The organism is Lacrimispora sp. (genome assembly GCF_032078915.1).
Lineage (GTDB): Bacteria > Bacillota > Clostridia > Lachnospirales > Lachnospiraceae > Lacrimispora.
Window position 1 is genome coordinate 1 of record NZ_DAMAUN010000107.1, and the last position, 17324, is coordinate 17324.

Genomic DNA, 17324 nt, shown 5'->3' on the forward strand with positions numbered 1-17324 from the left:
CCATAATTCTCCTCCCTAGCTATAGTTCACCCATTTTTTCTGACAAATCATCTGAATCATCGTGATCAGAAGGATTACCATAAGTAACAGCATGACAATGGAAGAGCCGTATCCCTTGTTTCCTTCTATAAACGAATATTTATAGAAAAGGTACACCAGGGACTGGGTCTTTACCAGCGCCGGGTTGTTTCTTCCCATCATCATATAGATGCTGTCAAACACCTGCATGGCCCCTATGACTCTGGTCACGGTCACGAAAAACATAGTGGGTGATATTAAGGGCAGTGTAATCGTAAAAAACTGGTTGATTCCGTTTGCTCCGTCAATCTGCGCCGCCTCATAATAGTCTCTGGGTATCTCCTGAAGGCCTGCAAAAAACAGTACCATATTATAACCGATCACGGACCATATCCCTACGATGGCAACGGAGATAAATGCGATATTGGGATTGGAGATCCAGTTTACTCCGGAAAGTCCTATCCCGCGAAGCAGATGGTTAAGCAGTCCGAATTCCGAATTATAAAGCCATCTCCAAACCATAGCCACCGCAGCAGGAGCGGCTACCATCGGCAGGAAATAAATGGTCCTCCATATTGAGCGTCCCCGGATTTTCCCATTTAAAAAAACGGCTAACACAAGGGCAATCGCAATGGAAAACGGTACCTCCACCACCGCATATTTACATGTATTCCACAAAGCCTGCCATACAGTCCCATCACTAAAAAGCTTCCGGTAATTGTCAAAGCCAATAAATACATTGCCTTTGCCAAAAGCCCCTGTTTTGAAAAAGCTCTGATAAATGGTCTGAAAAATAGGGATGATGTTTAATATGATAAGCCCTGCCATGGTAGGCAGCAAAAACATCCACCCCCATAAAAATTCACTTCTCTCCCGCCTTGATACCTTTGACTTTCTGTTCATGCAGACCCTCCGTATTTCTTTGTCAAGCGGATATCCGCGATCCGCTTCACCACTTGATTCAGTTAAAAAGGGGGAGGCGCTTTAATAGCCTGCCTCCCCAGCCCTTCCTATTCTTGTGCCAGCATGGCATTCATTTCCTGAGTAATATCCTTGCAGACATCATCCACGCTCTTGGCTCCGGTCCATGCATCAATTAATTTTTCATGGCTCATATTGTTCCAGGCAACCGTTGATTTAGAGTATGGCCTGATGACCAGGTCACTCATCATATCTAAATATGCCTGGAGGTTAAAGCCCTGATATGCCTTTATCCAGTTATCCGTTGTCCCTTCATAGGCAGAAATAACGATTCCAAGGTCAGACTGCTTCTGCTGAGCTTCCTTTGATCCCATGTATTCGATCAGCTTCCATGCTTCTTCAGGCATGCCGGTATTAGCAGAGGCCGCCCAGCCCAGTCCATTGTAAATGGAGATCCTCTTTCCAGAGGCCGCATCTTTTGGAAGGACTGCGATGTCACAGTTTGCCTTTACGTAATCATTATTGCAAAGCTCCGGAAGCATCCAAGAGCCAGCCGTAATCATGGCCACCTTGCCGGCTTCAAACAAAGCTTCCTCCGTATTCTCTGCCATTACTTCATATGGAGGCGCATATCCTTCTTTCATCAGATCCGTGATAAACGTTAATGCCTTGATGGTTCCCGGCTGGTCAAATCCGGAAGATTTTTTATCATCGCTGATTACATAACCGCCCATATCATAAACGATATTGTTCCAGCCTGCCTGGTCATTGGTGGGCCTTAAAGCAAATCCATACTGGCTTCCATCTGCTTTGGTCAGCTTTTTTGCTGCTTCTGCATAATCATCCCAGGTCCAATCCTTGTCGGGATAAGGGACTCCTGCTTCCTCAAACATGGTTTTGTTGTACCAGAGCGCAATGGTATCAATGTCCTTTGGCACTGCATACTGCTTTGTACCTTCCCAATTATAGATCTGCACAATGTCCTTAGGGAATTTATCCATTTCCAGCTTCTTGCTTTCCTTGATCCGGTCCGTTAAGTCAAGGAGCATCTCGTATTCGGAATACCTTGCGATCTCATTGGAATGCATCCAGAAAACATCGGGAAGAGATCCGCCGGTCGCTCCTGCCTCCAGCATGGTCCAGTACTGCTCCCATGGGGTTACCTGAATCTGTGTTTTAATTCCCGTTTCATTTGTAAAGTCCTTCATGATCTCCGTAAGTCCCGGTTCCTGGTTCTTGTCCCAGATTGCAACCGTCAGAGTTCCCTGGGCAGCCGTATTTCCTGACTCACCGGAGCTTTCTGCCGCCTGCTTTGTTTCTCCTGCGCTTGCAGGAGCAGTTTCCTTCCCGGTCTTGCTTCCACAGCCAACCAGTGATGCTGCCATAACCGCCGCCATTGCCGCTGTCAACCACCATTTACGTTTCATTTTGTTACCTCCCTTTGATTAGTCAGTTTATATAGTTAAAGCTGAATTTAAAACCGTTTTTTGTATATTTTTATTTACTTAACCCTGATTATAAACTATTTTTTATCTATATTACATAGACTAATGTGATAGGTACATGGTGTTTTGTTATATTTACCAAATCTCTTCTCTCATCTTCTTCCGATACTGGAGCGGGGACTCCCCCTCTGCCTGCAGGAAACTTTTACAGAATACCGAAGCATCATGAAAGCCGCAGGATAAACCGGTTTCCGTGATACTGAGGCCCGTATCCTCTAACAGGCGCTTTGCCTCCATGATCCGGTAGGCTGTCAAATACTGCTTTGGAGAAATGCCCTTATATTTCATAAAAAGCCTGTACAGATAGGTCCTGTCGATCCCCACATATTTTGCCACTTCCCCGATCTGAATGGGGTAGCTGTAATTATGGCGTATATATGTTTCCGCCCTGGACAGATAGCTCTGCTCATACTCTCCCACTTCCTTGCTGCGTTTTGGAAACCGGGAAAACAGCAGATAAAGATACCCTGCTGTCTCATCCATATTGTGTTCCCCGCTTTCAAAGACGGTCACCAGCCGGTCCATATCGGCACGCCATTCCTCTCCGTGATCAAAATGGTACACATACCCATTTTCCTCCTGCCGGTAATCGCTTAAAAGCCTCTCTGCTTCAATCCCTGCAAAAGCTGCCCAGGCATATTCCCAGGGTTCATCCTTATCCGCCTGATAATAAGTGACTTCCTGGGGCTTGATCAAAAATGCATCTCCCTCCTTTAACGAATATTCCTCGCCTCCTGTGCGATAGATCCCCTTTCCCCGCAGTATCACATGCATCAGGTAATGCTTCCGGATCGCCGGTCCGAAAAAATGCCCTGACGCACACTGTTCACGACCGCAGTAATAAATGGTCAACCCCCGTACCCATTGATTCATGCTTCACCCTCCATACAACAAAATGACAATTTTATGAAACAAATTTCCTATCTTTTTTTCTGCTGCAATTATACAATATCCTCATCAGACAGACAAGGAAAACAAGGAGGAAGGAACATGGTAAAAATAACTTTTATGGGGGCAGGGAGCACGATATTTGCAAGAAATGTCTTAGGCGACTGCATGTGCACTCCGATACTTCAAAACGCTGTGATCGCTCTTTACGACATTGATCAGGTGCGGCTTTCGGATTCGGAGCTTATTCTGAATGCAATCAACAAAAATGTGAATGAAGGACGGGCAGATATCAAAACTTATCTGGGAGTGGAAAACCGGAAGGACGCCTTATCCGGTGCTACCTTTGTAGTGAACGCCATTCAGGTGGGCGGATACGATCCCTGTACGATTACAGACTTTGAAATCCCTAAAAAATACGGCTTGAACCAAACCATTGCGGACACCCTGGGAATCGGCGGCATCATGCGGGGCTTAAGAACCATTCCGGTTATGGAGGACTTTGCCAGAGACATGGAAGAGGTTTGTCCGGATGCTTACTTCTTAAATTATACCAATCCCATGGCTATCTTAACTGGTTACATGCAGCGCTATACGTCCATTAAAACCATTGGTTTATGCCACAGCGTCCAGGTATGCTCAGAAACCTTATTAAAGGGACTTGATATGGAGGATAAGCTGGAAGGGCGAACAGAATTAATTGCAGGAATCAACCATATGGCCTGGCTTTTAAAGCTCCATGACAAAGATGGTAACGATCTTTACCCCATGATCCGTCAGAAGGCCTCCTGGAAAAACCAGACAGAAAAACATAAAGATATGGTCCGCTTTGAATACATCAACCATTTAGACTATTATTGTACGGAATCCAGTGAACACAATGCAGAATACAATCCGTTGTTCATAAAATCCAAATACCCGGAAATGATCGAAGAATTCCAGATCCCCTTAGATGAATATCCGCGGCGCTGCATCAAGCAGATCAATGAGTGGGAAGAAGAAAAAAATTCTATTCTTAACAACGGACAGATCACTCATGCCCGTTCTCATGAATACGCCTCCTATATTATGGAAGCAATTCTGACCAATAAGCCTTACAAGATCGGGGCAAGTGTCTTAAACCGGGGGCTGATCGATAACCTCCCTGCCGACGCCTGCGTAGAAGTTCCCTGTCTGGTAGACGGAAGCGGAATCACTCCCTGCCATGTGGGCCCCCTTCCCACCCAGCTGGCAGCCATGAACATGACAAACATAAATCCCCAGCTTCTTACCATAGAAGCCGCCCGTAACAGGGACAGAAAGACCATTTACCAGGCAGCCATGCTAGATCCTCACACTGCTGCCGAGCTTAACATAAAAGATATCCGCGCCATGGTGGATGAACTCATTGCAGCCCATGGTGATTATATGAAAATGTACCAGTAAAAGAAGCTCCCAGGAATCATTATTTACAAGTTGCCCATAATGCCTGTATACTTGACCCTATCAAACATCCTAACAATAGCGGATCGTCTGACAGGGTCATTCACCATTTTGAGGGGGTATATCTTTGAGCGAAAAACAAACGACTTATAAAAATGTTGCCGGGTTCCGCTGCTTAAGGAACATTAAACGGCAGACCAATGATCTGTATCTGGTCCACTGCGGAATCCAGCAGTGTCCTCCGGGATACACCTACGATCACAAGATTCCAAATGAATATCACATTCACTTTGTGCTGGGCGGCGCAGGCTCCCTGGAAATTAATGGGAAACGGTATGATCTAAAAACCGATGACATCTTTCTCATTCCCAAGGGACATCCCGTTCTTTACAATGCGGATCTTAAAAATCCCTGGGAGTACATGTGGATTACCTTTGACGGAGAAATGGCAGAGGCTTATTTAAGCTATGCGGGCATATCCCCGCAGCTTCCTGCCATCCATTCCCAGATCCCCAATCAGCTTTATCTTCCCATGATACACAAAATACTGGATACCAGCGAACTGACCTTTGCCAATGAGATCAAGCGGGTGGGATACCTATACGAGATATTGTCCACCCTGATCGAAATGCAGAATACCATAAGAACCATTAAAAAGAACCAGTACGACTATTCCATCGATACTTATGTAGATTATGCCCTTCAGTATATTAAGCTGAACTACGACAGCATTAAGGTCCAGGATATCGCAGACTACATCGGGATCAACCGTTCCTATTTAACTACAATATTCAAAAAACAGCTTCACGTTTCCCCTCAGGAATACTTAATGAGGTACCGGCTTAACATTGCCGCAAATCAGCTTGCCACCACAACCTTATCCATTCAGGAAATTGCCACAGACATCGGATATCATAACCCTTTGACCTTCTCCAAGATATTTAAGCAGGAATTCGGCGTCAGCCCGAAGCATTACAGAGAAGAAAAACGGCAGCCATAAGAAACCCGCCGGCTCGCTGCCCGCATAAAAAACAGGAGGCTGGTCCTTAAGGACCGCCTCCTGTCATATAGCAATATATTCTATACTTCTGCTAACACTTCGTTAATCTGGGAAACCAGTACATCACAGTCTATTCCATGAACCTGGCAGGCTTCCTCAAGGGACTCACCCTGAGATGCCGGACAGCCGAGGCAATGCATACCTGCACGCATTAACATAGGTGCAATGTTCTCGTCCATTTCAAGCAATGCGCCTATTAACATATCCTTCTGGATCTGCATCTTGTATTCCTCCTTAAAAAATTGTACTTACTGTCTTTATAATATAATACTTTTCTTCCTTATTAGCAAGGGCTAAATTCCTTTTTTTCCTTCCAGCTTCTTTTTGACAAATTTTTCTCACTAAGCACTCTTGACATTGTATACAGTATTCATATATAATGTATTCATACAAAGATTGTATGAATTATAATCTTTGACGGCACTCATTTATAATTGACACTTATACAGCAGATTTTACGGAGGAACAATGCTATGAGAACAGAATGGAGAGCTTTCACAGGCGGTGTTTGGGAACGGGAGATCAACGTCAGGGACTTTATACAGAAAAATTACACACCTTATGACGGCGATGATTCCTTTCTTGCCGGACCTACCACAGCAACAAACGCTCTTTGGGCGCAGGTTATGGATCTATCCAAACAGGAGCGGGAGGCCGGCGGCGTGCTGGATATGGATACAAAGAACATTTCCACCCTCACTTCCCACGGACCGGGATATTTAGATAAAGAAAAAGAAACGATCGTAGGCTTTCAGACTGATAAGCCTTTCAAGCGTTCTCTACAGCCTTACGGCGGAATCCGTATGGCAGAGAAGGCCTGTGCGGATAATGGTTATACCATTGATCCTGAAGTTAAGAAATTTTTTACGATTCACAGAAAGACACACAATGCAGGTGTTTTTGATGCTTATACCCAGGAAATGCGTGACTGCCGTTCCAACCACATCATCACAGGCCTTCCGGATGCCTATGGCCGCGGCCGCATCATCGGAGATTACCGCCGGGTGGCCCTTTACGGCATTGACCGCCTGATCGCAGATAAGGAAGAGCAGAAGGATACAACACGTACTACCATGTACTCTGACGTGATCCGGGAAAGAGAAGAGCTTTCTGAGCAGATCCGTGCCCTTAAGGAATTAAAGGAGCTGGGAAGCATCTATGGCTTTGATATTTCAAAACCGGCCGCCAACGTAGAAGAGGCGATCCAGTGGCTGTATTTTGCCTACCTTGCCGCTGTCAAGGAACAAAACGGAGCTGCCATGTCCTTAGGCCGCACCTCCACCTTTATTGATGTATATGCACAGAGAGATTTAGAAGAAGGAACCTTTACCGAGGAACAGATTCAGGAGTTTGTGGATCATTTCATCATGAAGCTTCGTCTGGTAAAATTCGCCCGTACTCCGGAATACAATGAGCTGTTCTCCGGCGATCCTACCTGGGTAACAGAATCCATAGGCGGAGTCGGCATCGACGGACGCCATCTGGTGACCAAGACTTCCTTCCGCTATCTCCACACCCTTACTAATCTGGGAACAGCTCCTGAGCCAAACTTAACTGTGCTCTGGTCCACAAAGCTTCCGGAAAACTTTAAACGCTTCTGCGCCAGAACCTCCATTGAATCCTCTTCCATTCAGTATGAGAACGATGATCTGATGAGAGTGACACACGGAGATGATTATGCCATTGCCTGCTGTGTATCTTCCATGAGAGTAGGTAAGGAAATGCAGCTCTTCGGCGCAAGGGCCAATCTTGCAAAATGCCTGTTATATGCTATTAACGGCGGCATTGATGAAGTCACCAAAAAACAGGTCGGCCCCAAATACCGCCCCATCACTTCCGAGTACCTGGAATATGAAGAGGTTATGGCTGCCTATAAGGATATGATGAACTGGCTTGCAAGGGTTTATGTAAACACCTTGAACGTCATCCACTATATGCATGACAAATACAGCTATGAGCGTATTCAGATGGCTCTTCACGATAAAAAAGTAACCCGTTGGTTCGCAACCGGTATTGCAGGACTTTCCGTAGTGGCTGACTCCTTATCCGCTATCAAATATGCCAAGGTTAAGACCGTACGGGATGAAAACGGAATCGTGACCGATTACATCGTAGAAGGAGACTTCCCCAAATACGGCAATAACGATGACCGGGTAGACATGATCGCAAACGAACTGGTTCACACCTTTATGAACTATGTAAAAGGAAACCACACTTACCGCGGCGGCATTCCAACCACCTCCATCCTGACAATCACTTCCAACGTCGTTTATGGTAAGAATACAGGAGCAACTCCTGACGGACGTAAGAAGGGTGAAGCCTTTGCGCCTGGCGCAAACCCAATGCACCTTAGGGATACTCACGGTGCTGTCGCTTCCCTGGCATCAGTTGCAAAGCTTCCGTTCAGAGATGCCCAGGATGGGATCTCCAATACCTTCTCAATCGTACCGGGAGCCCTTGGTAAAGAAGATCAGATCTTCACAGGAGATTTAGAGGTGGATTTAGAGCTGGCTCTTAGCGAAGACCAAAAATAAGGAGTGGTTATTATGGCAGATCCAAAGGAGAAACAGATCGACGATATCGTCTCCATGCTTGACCAGTTCATGGGTGGAAACGGCGGACATATGAACATCCGCGTATCAGAAGACGGTACTGTAAGTACCGATGAAACAATGGCTAAATCAGTTACTACCACAAACTCCACGGATTGTGCAGACGGAAATTCCGCCTGCAGAGTGCCCACTTTATTCCAGGCCTTGGATACAGAAGATGAAGACCCGGAAAGCAACCGGCTGTTTATGGAAGACACTTATTAATACAATAGGAGGATTATAAAATGGCAAATATCAGCGAATCTCAAATCAATAACCTTGTTAATTTATTAGATGGCTATGTGGAAGAAGGCGGACATCACTTAAATGTCAATGTCTTCACCCGTGATACCTTATTAGACGCCCAGAAGCATCCGGAAAGTTATCCTCAGCTTACCGTGCGCGTATCCGGTTATGCGGTGAATTTTATCAAGCTGACAAAGGAACAGCAGGATGAGGTAATCTCCCGTACGTTCCACAGCAATATGTAATAAACTGCAAAGAAGGCGATCTATATGACAGGATATATCCATTCCATTGAAAGCTTCGGTACCGTTGACGGACCGGGCGTGCGTATGGTGATTTTTTTACAAGGCTGTCCCATGCGCTGCCAATATTGCCATAATCCGGACACCTGGAAGATGGCAGGCGGTACGCCAATGACGGTAGAAGAACTATTAAAGCAGTATGAGTCGTCCCGGAATTTTTACCGGGGCGGAGGCATCACGGCCACCGGCGGAGAGCCACTTATGCAGCTGGATTTTGTGACTGAGCTTTTTGAAGCCGCAGGAAAGAAAAACATCCATACCTGCCTGGATACCTCAGGTGTCACGTTTCACAGGAATGATCCGGAATACAGGAAGAAAATAGACCGGCTTCTGGACTCTACCGATCTTGTCATGCTGGACATCAAGCATATTGTAGATACAAAGCACAAAACTCTTACAGGTCATTCCAATGAAAACATTCTGGATTTTGCCCAGTATTTAAGCGACCGGGATATCCCGGTGTGGATCCGTCACGTGGCAGTGCCGCAGATTACGGATGAGACCCCTGATCTATACAGGCTGGGGCGTTTTATCGGCGGGCTTAAGAATGTGAAAGCCCTTGATGTCCTGCCTTATCATGACATGGGAAAGGTAAAATACGAGAGCATGGGTATGGACTATCCCTTAAAGGATATCCCCCCCATGTCAAGGGAAGGTGCCGTTACCGCCAAGAAGATCATCTTAAGCGGGATCAGGGATGTCCGCACAGGAGTCCCTGACCGGTATTGCTCCCAAAATTAAACAATAATTGTACCATTTACTACTTGAATATTTCCGATTTATAGTATAAAATATAGAAAAATCTATATAATATAAGGAGGTAATTTATCATGGCACGAGTTATTAGTGACGCTTGCGTTAGCTGCGGAAGCTGTGAAGGTGAATGTCCAGTAAGCGCTATCAGCCAAGGTGATTCTCAGTTTGTTATTGATGCTGATGCATGTATCGATTGTGGCGCTTGTGAGGGCGTATGTCCAACAGGAGCTATTTCTGAAGCATAATTATGATACATAAATGCCTCTTCCGAAAGGAAGAGGCATTTTGTTATATGATCACGTTCTTTATATCTGCATACTAATGAATTAACCGGATAAAGGAAAGGACATTTCTAATATGAGAAAGCCACTGATCGGCCTGACCCCCGCCCACGATATTGAAAGCGGTGATGTCAAGGCACGTCCTACTTATATGCGGGCATTAAAAGCTGCGGGAGCGATCCCAGTCGTGATGCCCTTAGATGCCTCAGAAGAAGATTTAAAGCAGCTGTCAAAGGATATGGACGGATTTCTGTTCACAGGCGGTCCTGATGTGCACCCCTTCCTTTTTGGGGAAGAGACACAGGCTCACTGCGGCAATGTGTCCGCAGCCAGGGACCAGATGGAGATTTCCCTGCTTCCTATGATTATGGAGCTTCGGAAACCGGTCCTTGGGATCTGCCGGGGAATCCAGGTTTTGAACATCGCTCTTGGAGGAAACATCTGGCAGGATATCCCCTCCCAGGTTACACGGGATTTTCCTCTGGCCCATTCCCAGCCATTTGGTTATGATATGCCGTGCCATACGGTCGCTTTAACCGAGGGCAGTCTCCTTGCTAAAATATCGGAAAACTCTTCAATAAAGGTCAACAGCATGCACCATCAGGCCGTCAGGGATCTTGCTCCCGGACTTATTGCTTCCGCCTACTCTCCAGACCATCTGATCGAGGCCCTGGAAATGGCAGACTATCCCTTTTTTATCGGGGTTCAATGGCATCCGGAATATCTGTGGGAAAAGAATAAAGAGGCGTTCCGACTGTTTCAGACTTTTGTAAATGCTTGTATAGAATAACCTGTATGCATAAAAAATCCGCAGTTTCCACTTTCACCGGCAGCTGCGGATTTCCTTGCCAGAGCCTGTTTGATTGCTCTATTTATCTGAAAGTAGTGTGGTTTTATAACTTTTTTCCATTTCGCCCGAATTTCTTTTTTCGATTAAAAAATGGAATTTTGGAAGCAGCAGCTTCTGCACGCCCTTTGTTGTCCTTTTGATACGAACGCATAAGCTCGTCCAGCTGTTTGAACCGCTCTTCTTCCTTTTCTTCTTTTAAATTCAATAAATATTCCATTTCCTTAATGACCTTGTCATTGACCAAGCAGCTGACATCCTGGCTTAACTGCTCATTATTTACCTCTAAAGCCCGTCCAATGATATGGTTCATGATCTCCTGAAACTGCTCCATTTTTTCCTGGGCAATGGAAATCTGCGCCGTGTTATGTACATCCAGGCCTGTCCCATCCTCAGTACCAGATATCGCGCTCTCTTTTAATTCCTGAGCTACCTGTCCTTCCAGTAACTCATCTGGTATGACGGGGTCTCTGCCTTCTTCAATAACCTTGTCAAGCGCTGTCTTAATGGCCTTTAACTGATACCCCTTGTCCTTTAAGTCCTTGATCTGCTTGAATAAACGGATGTGTGCTTCAGTGTAATACCGGTGCCCCATCTCATTTCTGGGAATCTTTAACTCCAGCTCGTCCTCCCAGTATCTAAGGACATGAGACTCCACATCGACCTTCTTCGATGCATCCGATATTAAGTAATGTATCTCAGCCATAGCTATATCCTCTCCTTTGGTTCGTTAAGTTTTCATAACCTTACTATTTATATCATATGCGGACTTCGGATGGATTATGAATGGGAATTGGATTTTTTTTGAAGGATTTGAGAAAATTTTTAGAGGGAGGGAGGAAATGGATGGGGGGGAATGGTTAGATGACTGGGCCGCAGGAGCCATCTGGGAGAATGGATTCGAACCTCGAATCCATTCTCCCAGATGGGGGGCGTTCGCCCCATAGAAAAAGAGAGTCCCCTGGTCCCGGAAAAACAAAAATACTTGCTTTTCCGGGACCAGGGGACTCTCTTTTTCTATCCTGCTCATTGCTTGGCCATGTTTGCAAACTTCGTATACTCTGGTCTCCAGACCAGATTGATCGTTCCAATCGGACCGTTTCTCTGTTTTGCAATTATTACTTCCGCAATGTTCGGCATATCCGTATCTTTATTATAATAATCATCACGGTATAAGAACATAACCACGTCGGCATCCTGCTCGATGGCTCCGGATTCTCGGAGGTCGGAAAGCATGGGGCGGTGGTCTGGTCTTGTTTCGCAGGCACGGCTTAACTGGGATAAGGCGATTACAGGAGCGTTCATCTCTCTTGCCAGGGCTTTTAAGGATCTGGAAATTTCTGAGATCTCCTGCTGGCGGTTGTCGCCGCCTTTTCCGCTTCCGCTCATCAACTGCAGGTAGTCGATGATGACTACGCTAAGGCCGTATTCCAGCTTCATCTTACGGCATTTGGAACGCAGTTCACCGATGGAGATTCCCGGGGTATCATCTATGATCAGCTTGGAATTGCCGATAACTCCGATTCCCTCTACCACAGCATCCCAGTCGGAATCGGATAAGGTTCCGGTTCTAAGCTTCTGGGAATCTACATTGGATTCCATGGCGAGCATACGGTTTACCAGCTGTTCCTTGGACATCTCCAGGCTGAATACCATACAGGGCAGGCCTTTTTTTACAGCGATATGGTCTACCAGGTTCAGCACAAATGCCGTCTTTCCCATGGAAGGCCGGGCGGCGATGAGGACGAAATCAGAAGGCTGCAGACCGGAGGTCTTATAATCCAAGTCAATAAAGCCTGTGGGGATTCCGGTGACAGTTCCCTGGTTTTTGGAGGCCTCTTCGATTTTTTCCAGGACATTCATGGCAACCTGGCGGATGGGTACGAAGTCTCCGGAGCTGCGGTTCTGCAGCAGATCAAATATGGTCTTTTCCGTGACAGCCATGATGGTTTCTAAGGGTTCCTTTCCTGCGTAGCAGGTGTTGGCTATTTCTTCATTTGCCTTAATCAGCCGCCTTAGAACCGCTTTATCACGGACAATATTCGCATAGGACTTTATATTGGCGGATGTGGGGACTGTAGTAATGATATCCCTGACAAAATCAAGGCTTGAAACTTCGGGAGGAACATCCTTTACTTTTAAACGGTTTTGAAGCGTCACTAGATCCACCGGTAAGTTCTCATTAAAAAGCTCCTGCATGGCCTCAAACATGATGCCATACTGGTGCTGATAAAAATCTCCTGCTGTAACGATCTCGGAAGCCGTGATGATTGCATCCCGGTCCATCAGCATGGAACCGATGACAGATTGCTCTGCCTCGATGCTGTGAGGGAGTACCCGTTTGATCAGGGCATCATCCATGTTCATGCCTCCTAGCTTTCCACTACCTTAACATTCAGTTTTGCAGTTACATCTTTATGAAGCTTGATTGGAACCGCATGGGAACCAAAAGTCTTAAGCGGTTCAGGAAGGACCAGCTTCTTTTTATCAATATCATATCCCAGCTGGCTCTTAATGGCAGCGGAAATTTCCTTTCCTGATACGGAGCCAAAGGCTCTTCCGCCCTCTCCTGCCCGAATGGATAAGGTGATGGTTGCTTCTGAAAGCTTGGCTCCAAGCTCCTTTGCCGCCTCCAGCTGTTCCGCTGCGACCCTGGCCTCATTGGCCTTCTGAAGCTTTAAGTCATTTAAATTCTTAGACGTTGCCTCGATTCCCAGCTTTTTAGGGAGAATGAAATTTCTTGCATATCCATCGTTAACCTTAACGATCTGTCCCTTCTTGCCCAATGCCTTTACGTCTTCTAATAATACAACTTCCATTATGATATGTCTCCCTTCTCTAACATCTCTTTAATAACCGCTTTTACGCGGGTTTTGGCTTCTTCTATGCTGACTCCTGCAAGCTGCGCGCCTGCGATGGTACGGTGCCCGCCGCCGCCCAGTTTTTCCATCATGACCTGTACATTGACTTCATCAATGGAACGGGCGCTTATATACACCGCATGATTATAATCTGTCATTACAACGGAGGCCTTGATCCCGGCTATGTCAAGCAGCTCATTGGCCGCCTGAGCGCCTACAACCGTAGGGCTTCCGATTCCTTCCGAGGAACATACGCTGATGGCAAAGCAGCCCTCGAAAATCTCTGCCTCCCGGACAGCCTCTGCCTTTGCCTTGTAATCTACCAGGTCATCGCGGAACATCTTCCGCACGCGGACCACATCCGCGCCGTTTCTTCTTAAGAAAGCTGCTGCTTCAAAGGTCCTGACACCCGTCTGATTGGTAAAATTATTGGTATCAATGACGATCCCTGCATACAGGGCATCTGCTTCCGCCGATTTGATCTTAATTCCGTCTGCAATGTATTGCAGTACCTCCGCAACCATCTCACAAGAGGAGGAAGCATACGGCTCTACATAAGACAGGACCGCATTGTCAATGATCTCACTGCTCTGCCTGTGATGGTCAAGAACCACGATCGTCTTTACAAGACGCAAAAGCTCCGGGGCATCGGTGATACTGGGACGGTTTACATCCACCACCACCAAAAGAGTATTGGCATCCACCAGCTCTGCTGCCTTGGATCCGGTCAGGAATAAATCCTCCGGGTAATCGGGATTACCAACAAAACGATCAAGAATAGGGCGTACTGAGGTCGTCACTTCATTCATAATGATATGTGCCTTCTTATCCATGGCCGTGGCTATACGGTAAATTCCAACTGCCGCGCCAAAGGCATCAATATCCGTTAAACGGTGCCCCATGATTAGAAGCCGGTCCTTTGTTTCCATCAGCTCTCTGAGGGCGTGAGCTTTTACACGGGCCTTTACGCGGGTGGTCTTCTCTACCTGCTGGGCCTTGCCTCCAAAATACTGGATCCGTTCGCCATCCTTTATCACCGCCTGATCACCGCCCCGTCCCAGGGCCATATCAATAGCGATTCTTGCGAACTCATAATTTCTGGAATAGCTATCTCCGTTCATACCAAGGCCAATGCTTAAGGTAACTGCCATCTCATTGCCGATATTGACGGTTTTCACTTCCTCCAGAATGGAAAAACGGTTTTCTTTCAGCTCTGTGATATAGGACTGTTTTATGGAAATAAAATACTTATCTTTTTCCAGCTTCTTAACAATTCCGTTCATATTGGAAATGTACTTAGTGATCTTCCGGTCAATGAGAGCCGTAAGCAGGGAACGGCGTACTTCTTCCACACTCTCTAACGCCTCATCATAATTATCCAGATAAATAAGACCGGCCACCATTTTCTGATCATCTACCATCTGTTTATAGGAGAGAATTTCCGTTTCATCAAAAAGATAGACTGCCACGAGCATCTGTCCGGCAGCCTCCACTCCAACGGATGAAATAATCGCTTCCGGTGAATCTTTCATATAGACAGGTTTTAAGCGGATCTGGTATTTCTTTTCATTGCGTGCGGCATGCAAAACGGCCATTCCATCGTTAAGCTTTAACACTTCCTTCGTAATCTCCGGAAAAATAGTCATGAGGTTCTTTTTTGTGACTTTTAGAGGTTTTTCTTCCCCTAATACCTCTGAAAACGCTGTATTCCCCCAGAGAATCCTGCCGTCGGCATCCGCCATTCCATACGGAAGTTCCAGATCAGTAAGAAGCTGCTTCTGCATCCAGGAATATTCCGCAGAAAATTCCACAAGGCCGCTCATCAGAAGTCTCCTTCTGTAAGTATAAAGCCAGACTGCTATGCCAACATACAAAAGCGTAAAAACTGCCATAATAATGCCCGCCTTTGTACTGGCAGCGCCGATCACCGTATTGGCGGCAATCAGCAGTGCGCTTAGATAAAGCGGCCACTGCATATACGTCCTTAGCTGTCCCTTTATTTTGAACTTTTCTTTCATATCTTTCTCCTTATGGAAAAAAGGGTTCTCTTTTTCACTGTCTTAACATTATATCATAGTCATCTGGGTTCGTCCATTAAATTACAAAAAGTAAGGAAATACAAGGCTTTCCGTAGATCTGAAATTATTTTTAAAGGGTTTTTGCGTTACATAAAACGCAAAAACCCTTTTTGACTGTATAACCAGTATATTCAGACTGATCCTGCTCTGTGAAGGCAAAAATCACCGCCTGCTATCTGTTACGTGCATTATACGACTTCTCTTTTATTCATTTTATATTGATTAATCATTTTAATAATCTGCGTTTTTGTATAAGGCTTTATAATAAAGCCAAAAGCCCGGATCTTCCAGGCTTCCAGCGAAAAGCCGGGAATGCCGGAAAGAAGCACCACCTCCGGTGGGTCCGGAAGTTCATACAGCTTAGCTGCAAGAGTAATTCCGCTGATGTCCGGCATGACCACATCCGAAAACACCATATCTACCGGATTTTCTCTCACATATTGTATGGCTGTAATGGCTTCATTGAAGCTTCCGCACAGCTCAATTCCGTCTATTTCTTTTAAAATACGAGTCAGCTTGACTAATAATTCCTCTGAGTTATCCACTACCACAACCCTGATGCTCATAATTCCTCCATGGTTTTTTCTCTTTTTCATTGAATGTAATAATACTATTATACTTAAAAATGAATATTCTTTCAACGGGGTCAATATAAATTATGGCCCTTGCGTCGGTTTTTGATACCGTGACAAGGCTTTTATACATGAGTAAATGTATATTTTGGCAAAAAAAATGCGGGAACGAATGTTGAATTGAAAGATGGCCAATCGGATATTTGCAATCCGCTTCGCTGCTTGATGATGTTAAAATCCAGAATCATACCTGAAGATGAAAGAAAGGTTTTCTAACTTTATTTAGTGGATAAGTGGCCGCTTTACCCGGCGGAATAACCTGCCCTGCCCCTCATTTATCAGAGGCAAGGCAGATGGAAGGGTATTCCTTATTTAACTGCGTCAACTCCTCTCTCTCCAGTGCGGATCCTGATGGCATCTTGTACATCGGATATAAATATCTTCCCATCGCCGAATTCTCCGGTATAAGCCTTATCTGCGATACAGGCGGCAACAGCCTCCGCCTGTTCCTCTGGCACCACCGTCTCGATCTTGATTTTTGTGAGAAAGTTGTAATCCACTTCAACGCCCCGGACAAACTCCGTCCATCCCTTCTGGTTTCCGCAGCCCATGACCTGCATGACGCTTAGGCCATTTAAGTTCAGCTTATCTATAACTTCCTTAATCTCCTCCAGTTTCTCCGGACGGATATATGCTTCTATTTTTTTCATATGGCGGCCTTCCTTTCTCTTAATCCATTCCGTTAAATGCCGGATAAGCGGTTTCTCCATGCTCCGAGATATCAAGTCCGAGAGCTTCCTCTTTCTTTGAAACTTTAATTCCTTTCGTTACAAGAGAAGTGATCCTCGCAGCGATCAGAGTTCCTATAACGGCAATCACAATGGTGATCCCAATGGCCGCCAACTGGCGGAGGAAAAGAGCAGCTTCACCAAATGCAAGGCCGTTCCAGGCCGCCGCCGGATTAATACTGGTGTTC

Annotated in this window: 18 protein-coding genes and 1 pseudogene; 8 read left to right on the forward strand and 11 right to left on the reverse strand. The window is 45.8% G+C overall.

The annotated features are described in order from the left end of the window. Window positions 1-15 precede the first annotated feature (15 nt). The 3 genes from RT269_RS26320 to RT269_RS26330 form a co-directional block, all read right to left on the reverse strand. Window positions 16-921 carry a carbohydrate ABC transporter permease gene (locus RT269_RS26320; RefSeq protein ID WP_313187128.1) on the reverse strand — a complete coding sequence of 302 codons (906 nt, stop codon included), beginning with the start codon at window positions 919-921 and terminating at the stop codon, window positions 16-18. 107 nt (window positions 922-1028) lie between these two features. Continuing rightward, entirely contained in the window at window positions 1029-2366 is a 1338-nt protein-coding gene (locus tag RT269_RS26325) for an ABC transporter substrate-binding protein (protein WP_313187130.1), read from the reverse strand. A 153-nt stretch (window positions 2367-2519) separates the two neighbouring features. Next, a complete protein-coding gene (locus RT269_RS26330; protein ID WP_313187132.1) occupies window positions 2520-3317 on the reverse strand; it encodes an AraC family transcriptional regulator in 798 nt (265 codons plus the stop codon). Window positions 3318-3434: 117 nt separating this feature from the next. Between RT269_RS26330 and RT269_RS26335 the strand changes: the two genes are divergently transcribed. After that, a complete protein-coding gene (locus RT269_RS26335; RefSeq protein ID WP_313187134.1) occupies window positions 3435-4757 on the forward strand; it encodes an alpha-glucosidase/alpha-galactosidase in 1323 nt (440 codons plus the stop codon). Window positions 4758-4881: 124 nt separating this feature from the next. Beyond that, window positions 4882-5754, forward strand: a complete 873-nt coding sequence (locus RT269_RS26340) for an AraC family transcriptional regulator (protein ID WP_313187136.1) — start codon at window positions 4882-4884, stop codon at window positions 5752-5754. Window positions 5755-5834: 80 nt separating this feature from the next. On the opposite strand, the gene RT269_RS26345 is transcribed toward RT269_RS26340, so the two are convergent. Continuing rightward, window positions 5835-6035 carry a DUF1858 domain-containing protein gene (locus RT269_RS26345; RefSeq protein WP_025231036.1) on the reverse strand — a complete coding sequence of 67 codons (201 nt, stop codon included), beginning with the start codon at window positions 6033-6035 and terminating at the stop codon, window positions 5835-5837. 252 nt (window positions 6036-6287) lie between these two features. Here RT269_RS26345 and pflB point away from each other — a divergent pair, with 252 nt between their 5' ends. The 6 genes from pflB to RT269_RS26375 all read left to right on the forward strand — a co-directional run bounded on the left by pflB (window position 6288) and on the right by RT269_RS26375 (window position 10780). Further along, entirely contained in the window at window positions 6288-8348 is a 2061-nt protein-coding gene (gene pflB, locus RT269_RS26350; protein WP_313187138.1) for a formate C-acetyltransferase, read from the forward strand. Between the two features lie 12 nt (window positions 8349-8360). Further along, complete coding sequence (locus RT269_RS26355) at window positions 8361-8630, forward strand: hypothetical protein (RefSeq protein ID WP_313187139.1); 270 nt, start codon at window positions 8361-8363, stop codon at window positions 8628-8630. Window positions 8631-8650: 20 nt separating this feature from the next. Continuing rightward, a complete protein-coding gene (gene grcA3, locus RT269_RS26360) occupies window positions 8651-8896 on the forward strand; it encodes an autonomous glycyl radical cofactor GrcA3 (RefSeq protein ID WP_089988017.1) in 246 nt (81 codons plus the stop codon). 24 nt (window positions 8897-8920) lie between these two features. Continuing rightward, window positions 8921-9694 (forward strand): pyruvate formate-lyase-activating protein, encoded by a 774-nt coding sequence (pflA, locus tag RT269_RS26365; protein ID WP_313187141.1) that lies wholly within the window; start codon window positions 8921-8923, stop codon window positions 9692-9694. Window positions 9695-9783: 89 nt separating this feature from the next. Then, complete coding sequence (locus RT269_RS26370; protein WP_025231031.1) at window positions 9784-9954, forward strand: DUF362 domain-containing protein; 171 nt, start codon at window positions 9784-9786, stop codon at window positions 9952-9954. A 112-nt stretch (window positions 9955-10066) separates the two neighbouring features. Then, window positions 10067-10780, forward strand: coding sequence for a gamma-glutamyl-gamma-aminobutyrate hydrolase family protein (locus tag RT269_RS26375; RefSeq protein WP_313187143.1), 714 nt, complete (start codon window positions 10067-10069; stop codon window positions 10778-10780). 103 nt (window positions 10781-10883) lie between these two features. Here RT269_RS26375 and RT269_RS26380 read toward each other — a convergent pair whose 3' ends face one another. The 7 genes and pseudogenes from RT269_RS26380 to RT269_RS26410 form a co-directional block, all read right to left on the reverse strand. After that, window positions 10884-11543, reverse strand: a complete 660-nt coding sequence (locus RT269_RS26380; protein WP_025231029.1) for a helix-turn-helix domain-containing protein — start codon at window positions 11541-11543, stop codon at window positions 10884-10886. Between the two features lie 320 nt (window positions 11544-11863). Further along, the gene (gene dnaB / locus RT269_RS26385; RefSeq protein WP_313187146.1) at window positions 11864-13198 is read right to left on the reverse strand and encodes a replicative DNA helicase; all 1335 of its coding nucleotides are present in this window, start codon (window positions 13196-13198) and stop codon (window positions 11864-11866) included. An 11-nt stretch (window positions 13199-13209) separates the two neighbouring features. Continuing rightward, window positions 13210-13656, reverse strand: a complete 447-nt coding sequence (gene rplI / locus RT269_RS26390; protein ID WP_313187148.1) for a 50S ribosomal protein L9 — start codon at window positions 13654-13656, stop codon at window positions 13210-13212. Further along, window positions 13656-15716, reverse strand: a complete 2061-nt coding sequence (locus tag RT269_RS26395) for a DHH family phosphoesterase (RefSeq protein ID WP_313187149.1) — start codon at window positions 15714-15716, stop codon at window positions 13656-13658. Before RT269_RS26395 ends, rplI begins: the two co-directional genes overlap by 1 nt. Before the next feature lie 248 nt (window positions 15717-15964). Next, window positions 15965-16342 (reverse strand): LytR/AlgR family response regulator transcription factor, encoded by a 378-nt coding sequence (locus RT269_RS26400; RefSeq protein ID WP_313187151.1) that lies wholly within the window; start codon window positions 16340-16342, stop codon window positions 15965-15967. Window positions 16343-16716: 374 nt separating this feature from the next. Continuing rightward, window positions 16717-17058, reverse strand: coding sequence for a P-II family nitrogen regulator (locus RT269_RS26405; RefSeq protein ID WP_313187152.1), 342 nt, complete (start codon window positions 17056-17058; stop codon window positions 16717-16719). A 19-nt stretch (window positions 17059-17077) separates the two neighbouring features. Then, window positions 17078-17324, reverse strand: a pseudogene (locus RT269_RS26410) (ammonium transporter); the annotation flags it as partial.